6 protein-coding genes are annotated in these 6,809 nt (G+C 45.3%); 2 read left to right on the top strand and 4 right to left on the bottom strand.

The genetic code is table 11. From position 1 onward, the window contains the following. Window positions 1–1,031 precede the first annotated feature (1,031 nt). Window positions 1,032–1,523 carry a hypothetical protein gene (locus ACFQNF_RS16990; protein ID WP_380189104.1) on the bottom strand — a complete coding sequence of 164 codons (492 nt, stop codon included), beginning with the start codon at window positions 1,521–1,523 and terminating at the stop codon, window positions 1,032–1,034. A 292-nt stretch (window positions 1,524–1,815) separates the two neighbouring features. Then, the gene (locus ACFQNF_RS16985) at window positions 1,816–3,291 is read right to left on the bottom strand and encodes a hypothetical protein (RefSeq protein ID WP_380189103.1); all 1,476 of its coding nucleotides are present in this window, start codon (window positions 3,289–3,291) and stop codon (window positions 1,816–1,818) included. A 158-nt stretch (window positions 3,292–3,449) separates the two neighbouring features. Here ACFQNF_RS16985 and ACFQNF_RS16980 point away from each other — a divergent pair, with 158 nt between their 5' ends. After that, entirely contained in the window at window positions 3,450–3,740 is a 291-nt protein-coding gene (locus ACFQNF_RS16980) for a (2Fe-2S)-binding protein (protein ID WP_380189102.1), read from the top strand. Window positions 3,741–3,791: 51 nt separating this feature from the next. On the opposite strand, the gene ACFQNF_RS16975 is transcribed toward ACFQNF_RS16980, so the two are convergent. After that, on the bottom strand, window positions 3,792–5,105 hold the full coding sequence (locus ACFQNF_RS16975; protein ID WP_380189101.1) for an ATP-binding protein: 1,314 nt from the start codon (window positions 5,103–5,105) through the stop codon (window positions 3,792–3,794). A 6-nt stretch (window positions 5,106–5,111) separates the two neighbouring features. After that, window positions 5,112–5,798: a response regulator gene (locus ACFQNF_RS16970; protein WP_380189100.1), complete on the bottom strand. Its 687-nt coding sequence runs from the start codon at window positions 5,796–5,798 to the stop codon at window positions 5,112–5,114. A gap of 216 nt (window positions 5,799–6,014) precedes the next feature. On the opposite strand from ACFQNF_RS16970, the gene ACFQNF_RS16965 reads away from it, so the two are divergent. Then, window positions 6,015–6,785 carry a MipA/OmpV family protein gene (locus ACFQNF_RS16965; protein ID WP_380189099.1) on the top strand — a complete coding sequence of 257 codons (771 nt, stop codon included), beginning with the start codon at window positions 6,015–6,017 and terminating at the stop codon, window positions 6,783–6,785. The last annotated feature ends 24 nt before the right edge of the window (window positions 6,786–6,809 follow it).

Here is a 6,809-nt window from a genome sequence, read left to right as displayed (position 1 = left end):
GACTGAGCTGCATTTGCAGGCCGAGTTTCATCCATAAAAACGGAGAGCATTTTCTTTGCTCCACCGATGGTCTCAGGAAACCAAAGAATATTGGATGCAATGTTATGGTTATCTCTGTCTAGAATGGCAATTGTGTAATTTATTAAATCCTAACCTTTGTTGTTAATTTTTGATTCGATTCACAATGTGAATCGAAGTAACGGGGTCAGGTCTTGTATTTTGCATAATTATAAAATTTACAGTGGTTTGCAAAGCAGCTTAAATTAATTAATTCATGTCAAATGTAAGACCTGACCCCATAGGTCTCAATTGATTAATTCATGTCAAATGTAAGACCTGACCCCATAGGTCTCATAGGTCTCCATAGGTCTCAATGTTCGTTGTGATCGGTCATGAGTGGCCTAACGTTTGAATTAAGGGGCGCCGTTAGGCGTCCCACTTGAATGATGGGTTAGGCCTTGGTTTGAGTGCATTCAATGGAGTCTGACCTTGTTAGATTATGGGTTTTTCTATTTCCCGTGCGTGCGGCCAATAAACATGCAAATTATGTAGGCAGGAAAAAAAACTAACGGAGTCGCTAGAAACCAAACGGTCTGATCGTCTGTAATGATGCATTGTGTCTCTTTTAAATCCAGAGCAAAGCAGAGTGTCCCGACAATGGACAATATGGGAAAGCTTAGGAAGAAACCCAAGCTAAGTGAAACGACAAAATATATAAAGAACACTAAAACCCCATTGAGGTTACATACGATACGACCAAAAAGGTAAGCGGCGATTGTCCCTGCAAAAGTGAGTGCTGCCACATACGCGAACACATTCATTGGTTTTTCTCTAACGATTGAACTAATCGGATGGCTGACCGCGCCAACTATCCGAATGAGCTGCCGCGTCCCGGCCAGCCCGGTTGAAAAAGCAATAGGGTCAGGTCTTACATTTTGCATATGATAAAATTTACAGTACATTGTAAAAAAGGTTAAATCGATTACTTTATGTCAAATGTAAGACCTGACCCTATAGATTCTTGTGCCATGTTAGGCGTATTGCCACTGCACAAGAAATAAAACCCACGTTTTTCGTAATGAAACAGAGATACGAAAAAAGAAAGCCACTAAAAATAGGGCCGACGAATTGTAGCGTGTTAATACGGAACTAAAACAGAAAGCTGCAAAACAGAATAAAAATATCAATACGATTGCAACACAAACTGCCACAACAACGTGCCAACTAAAAGACAAAATAACAAGGCCGCTTTGGCTAACAATATGTAGACACCCTAAAACGGCAGAAAAACCGCCACCATGGGTGCATAAAAACGCTAAGCCCCTTGTAATTTCTATGCTGGGCGCAGCCTGAAGTATTTTATGCCGAGATACTACACCCGATTTAGCAGGGATTTCCACCGTGTCCGTGCTGTTGAAGTTAGCTAATACCTGACTGCTTGCTTTGTCGCTAAGTAGAATAGGATTCAGTAGTCTAGTCAATTTGTCTGTTTTTGCTGTCGTATAATTGACCGCCACCGTCATTTTTTTACGGTGGGTTGTGAAATTGATTAATTTTCTAGTCTGAAAACACGATGGCGCAGCAATACGGCTAAAAGCAGTGCATCAGCCCTCCGGCTGGGCTTTGGAGATAAGTATCTACACACAATAGGCGGCATCAGTGCTATAGCTTCCCCCTTTATCAAAGGGGGATTGAGGGGGATTTGCCTTGGTGTAGCTTTGTTTTGCGCCTATGGGTCAAGATATGCAACTCTAAATCCCCCCTAGCCCCCCTTTTTCAAAGGGGGGGAACAAGTACAAAGACTTGTGCAGATACTTATTCTTTGGGACTGATTTCTTCCAGCCGCGTTTCAATAAACTGATAATAAGCCGTTTGCATCACTAGGCGCGTGGCTCGTACTTTGCAGATGCCGCGTGAATCGTGCACGGTGAACATGCGCATGGCTTGGTATTGCTTGCCTGCCAAAATCAGCATGCCGTTGTGGCCTCGGCGGATGTCGGGCGCAAGGCTTAGGGCTGGGGTGAGGGTGTCTGCGCCTAGGCTGGTAATCGGCGCGATATGCACGGCTTCTGGCGAGCGGCCGATTAGTTCGATGCCGCATTCGCTGGATAAGCCATCGCCACGTAAGCTTAACCAGCGTACCAGCCCAAGTTGCCAGTGTTGATCACTGCGCCGCAGCATCAGTATTTCGCCTGCTTGCAGGGGCTGGTTGAGTGATTCGCCTTGCAGTAGCAGGCCGGATGCGCTGATATTGCAAATGTTGAGCTTGGCAGGTTCGGGTGCGGCGTCATCAATATGCCCGGCAGCAATATTCCAGCAGCGTGGCCATAGGCTGATCAATTGGATTTGTTCGCCATTCCTACGGCGTAGGCGAAAGTGTTGCCGCCGTGGCGGGGCGGCCCATTCTTGTAATAAACGCCCGATCAGCTGGATTTCATGGTGACGATCTTCTGTTTGCACCAGCAGGCGCTGTAGCCTGATGCTTAGCCGCTTAAGGATGCCTTGCGTTTCGATGATCCACCAAACTTGTGGCTCTTGGCTTGGGCGCTCTTGAGTAAAACGAGGGGCATCATCGCTATCGGTTTGGTAAAGAAACGCACCTTGCTCATTTAAAGCTTGGTCGAGTTGCACCAAGTCCAGATAACGCGCTTCATCTTGCACAATATTAAACAGCAGGGCCATTTTTTGTGGCTCTAGGCGATTACTTGCGCTAATGCCCAGTAGCATAATTTGTCGGTAAATGGCCGCTAAGTGATTGCCGTTTTTTAAAGTACGCCTTGCCCAGCCCAGTGTGGTGATTTCGGCAAAGCAGAGATGGCATCCCAGCCAAAATCCTTTGGGGAGTGGCGTAAGCGTGCGCGCGTGCAGACAGCTCAGCTGCCATGCGCTCTCTAATACCATGCCGAGCGCTTCTAAGCGGGGGCGGCTGCTTACAAATAGCCCTGTTTCATAGGCTTTTTGAGCGGCGGCTTCTATAAAATGTTGGTGCACGGTGAGCATCAAGGCATGAGCTTGCTGGGCCGCTCGCCGTGAGCGAGTCTGCGCTTCGGTGTCACTGGTATGAACAGCTTCTAGGCGAGGAAGTAGCGCTAGTGCGCGCTCATAGCAAAGGAGGAGGGCGCTAGAGTCGGTGTTTAGATTGAGCAGCTCGTTTTGTAGCTGGAGTGCATTTTGTTCGGCGGTGGAATAAACGCGGGTTGCGTCGGCAGGGGGCGCAAGGGCGGCGAGCGATAAGGTCATGATCGAGCTTACAGTGGCATCAAATAGAACAACATCATAGCGCGTCAGCATTCTGGCGCAGGCTTGCATGGAATGGTATTTTTACCGAGTGTTTGTATCAGAAAAAATGAAGGGTAAAAGGCGCTTTACTTTCAGCGTGCTGAGGTTTTTTAGCATAAGTCGGCGGTTTAGAATTGGATATGCGTCATGTGAGATTTTTTTGAGAATGGGTGCTATTTATCACTTGGCAAGTGGCTATTTTAGAATATAATGAGAACAGTTATCAGTCTGAGAAGCCTGCCATGTATGTTTGCATCTGTAATAGTGTTACCGACAAAGCCATCCACAAAGCCGTGGCCGGTGGCGTGCGCACCTTTGCTGAGTTACAAGAGCAAACAGCCGTATCAACCTGCTGTGGTCAGTGCACCAGCTGTGCTAAGCAAGTGATGGCCGATGCTTTAAGCGCACAACCCGTGCCACAAGCCATACGCTGGATGCCACAGCGCATGGTTTCGGCATAGTCGCTACAGGTGTTATTTTAATTCAGGAGCTTTAACAGGCGGTTGTGGGTTTTAAGCTTCTGTAAGACTAATCGTAAAACGTGCTCCACCTAGCGTTGATTGATCGACCCAAATCTTCCCTTGATGCAAAGTCACTGCTTTTTTAGCAATCGCTAGTCCCAAACCAAATCCCCCGCTCGCTCTATCTCGGCTTCGATCTAAGCGAAAAAATGGCTCGAAAATATGCTCGCGCTCCTTGTCTGGAATGCCAGGGCCGTCATCCTCAATGCTGATCTCTAGCCCGCCCGTATTATTTTGCAGGGTGGATATCTTGATTTTATGCTCGGCGTATTTGGCGGCATTGCGCAAAAGATTACTGAGCGCACGGCTTAGCAGCTTAGGATCGCCCATGACCATGCTGTCTTGTGAATGAATGGCATGGCTAATTTCTTTGCCGTGCATGACATGCTCCAGCGAATTTAAAACCATATGTAGCGTTTCGGTCAGATTCACTCTGTGCATTGGCAGGGCTTGTTGCTGCTCAATTTTTGCCAGGCTAAGTAGCTCGCTAACCAGCTCGTTAAGTTCTTGTAAATCATTTTCCATGGCTAAAAAACGCGGATTGAGATCATTATTTTTGGCGTCTTTTTTGAGTAGTTCTAGGCCAAACTCCAGCCTAGCAATCGGCGTGCGTAATTCATGGGAAACGGAATGGAGTAATTCGCGTTGTGAATCAACTAAGCGCTGAATTCTTTCTGCCATTAAATTCATACATTGGGCGAGTGGATAAACGCTGGCGCTTTTTCTCACCTTTGCGCGGCTGGATAATAAGCCTGAGCCAAATTCATTCGCTGTTTTAGAGAGCGATTGCAATTCTCTCCAGTGCAGATAAGACCAGATCCCACAGGGAATGAGCAATAATAAAAAGATAATGGTGTATTGAAATCTTTTTATTCTGGTAATTAATGGGTCGTGATCTTCTTTGTTTGTAACATAGATAACCAGATTGGCACTGCCTGGAAATGTTGAATTATCTGTATCTACCCGGCGGAAATAAGCGTTACTTTGAATATCCACCACCACTTTTCTCTCAAGCAGTCTTTGCCGGTTGCGCGGGGCAATCATGGCTATTGTGCGATCAAGCGTGATGAGATCGTAGCTGTCATTGGCTTTTTTTTGTAAAGTTTTAAAGCGATCTAACCAGAGTTGCCCGTGGGTATTATCTAAATATTGCTCAACTAGAAAAATTTGTGCATCCGCATCTTTAACTGCAAATTGTTCCAACTGCTCTGCATAAAACTGATTAGTCATATAGCTGAGCACTTGCGTTAAAGAAATGGTGACTACTGAGATTAATATAAAAATACGTAAATAAATTCGCCACATTATTTTTTATTCCCAAGCGGATGGGCTGAATAAATAGCCTTCACCCCAGATGGTTTTAATTTTTTCAGAATCATGATCGTTAAATTTACGGCGTAAACGCGAGATGCTATTGTCGATGCTTCTGTCCATGCCATCAAATTCAATTCCGCGCATTGATTTTAAAATATCATCGCGTGATAACACACGGCCCGCTGATTCGGCAAGTAATAGTAATAGTTTGAACTCTGAATTACTTAAAGCAGAGGTTTCGTTTTTCCAGCGCACACTTCGATCTGTTTTGGATATTTCTAAATCACCAAAAGTGAGTGCGGATTGAGCGCTATTGTTTCTGCTCGCGCCACGCCTTAATAGAGCACGTAAACGAGCCAGTAAAATGCGGGGCTGGATAGGCTTATTAACGTAATCATCTGCACCTTGTTCTAGTCCCGAAACCTCATCGAACATATCCTCACGCGCGGTGAGAATTAAAATAGGCACACTGCTGATTTCACGGATTTGTCGGCAAACCACCATGCCATCTAGGCCTGGCAGCATTAAATCCAGCACAATAATGTCGGGTTCAGTGGCTTTGTAGTGAGCGAGGGCAATATCGCCACGGCTAATGATCTCTACATTAAATTCATAGCTGCTGAGGTACTCCTGAATGAGTGCCGCCAGCTTGGTGTCATCCTCTACGAGCATCAATCTGAACATTATTTTCTCTAACATGGTATGCAAACGACATTGTACAAGCGCTTGCTGATTATGGCTTGGGGAAAGACACTTCATTGCATCGCGCTACACTTTTTATACATTTGTTTGTGGCTTTGCTTATCTACAATTTAGTGACAAATTACAGACAGTTTAGGTGTGATATTTTAATACCCTCTCTTTAAGATGGCTTACTTATTAAAAAAGAGAGTAGCTATTATGCGTTATGTTGTTGCTTTGCTTACTTCGCTGATGGTCGTTCCCCTCTATGCGGCAGAAGAGCCAAAAGATGAATCAAAGATTACCCTTGGAGTGGGTATTGGCTATGGCCCGGAGTTTGTCGGGGGTAAAAAAAATAAAGTATCTCCAATTCTTTATGTGGATTATCAAGCGGCAAACGGCTTTTTTGCCGGTGTGCGCGGGATTGGCTTTCAGGCAGAAAAAGGGATTTTCGACGGCAGTGTTGCGCTGGCTTATGGCGGCAGTCGGGGGGATGATGTTGCCAATTTTTCAGACACAAAAAGTAAATTTAAGGGCATGGGAGATATTAAAAATTCAGCGTTATTAAATTTAGAAGGGGGTGTTAATTTATGGGATGTTGCGCATTTATCATTGGGTGCAGAATTAAAGCTGAATCATCGTGAAAATGGCAATGCCTATCATGTCACGCTTTCCGCTCCTATTTACACTACAGAGGCTGATCAATTATCTATCAGTGCCTTTGCGCATTATGCAGACGCCAAATATGCGCAAACTTATTATGGTGTGACGGCAGCACAAAGTCTTGCTTCATCTTATGCGATTTATTCGCCTAAGGCGGGTTTTGATACGGGCAGTTTAACTGTGACCTGGAATCATCTTTTTGATAAAAACTGGGGGATTTCTTCGTCTTTAGGTGTAAAGCGTTTATTTAAAAATGCGGAGAATAGCCCTTTAACAGAGTCAAAAACGAATCCAGCTGCCTCGCTTATTCTGGGCTATTCGTTCTAAATAGGGTGGCGATGATGTATGGGG

The organism is Iodobacter arcticus (genome assembly GCF_042664895.1).
In the GTDB taxonomy this organism is placed as follows: Bacteria; Pseudomonadota; Gammaproteobacteria; order Burkholderiales; family Chitinibacteraceae; genus Iodobacter; species Iodobacter arcticus.
The sequence above is the reverse complement of the archived record's forward strand: the minus strand, read 5'-3'. Positions and strand labels throughout refer to the sequence as shown.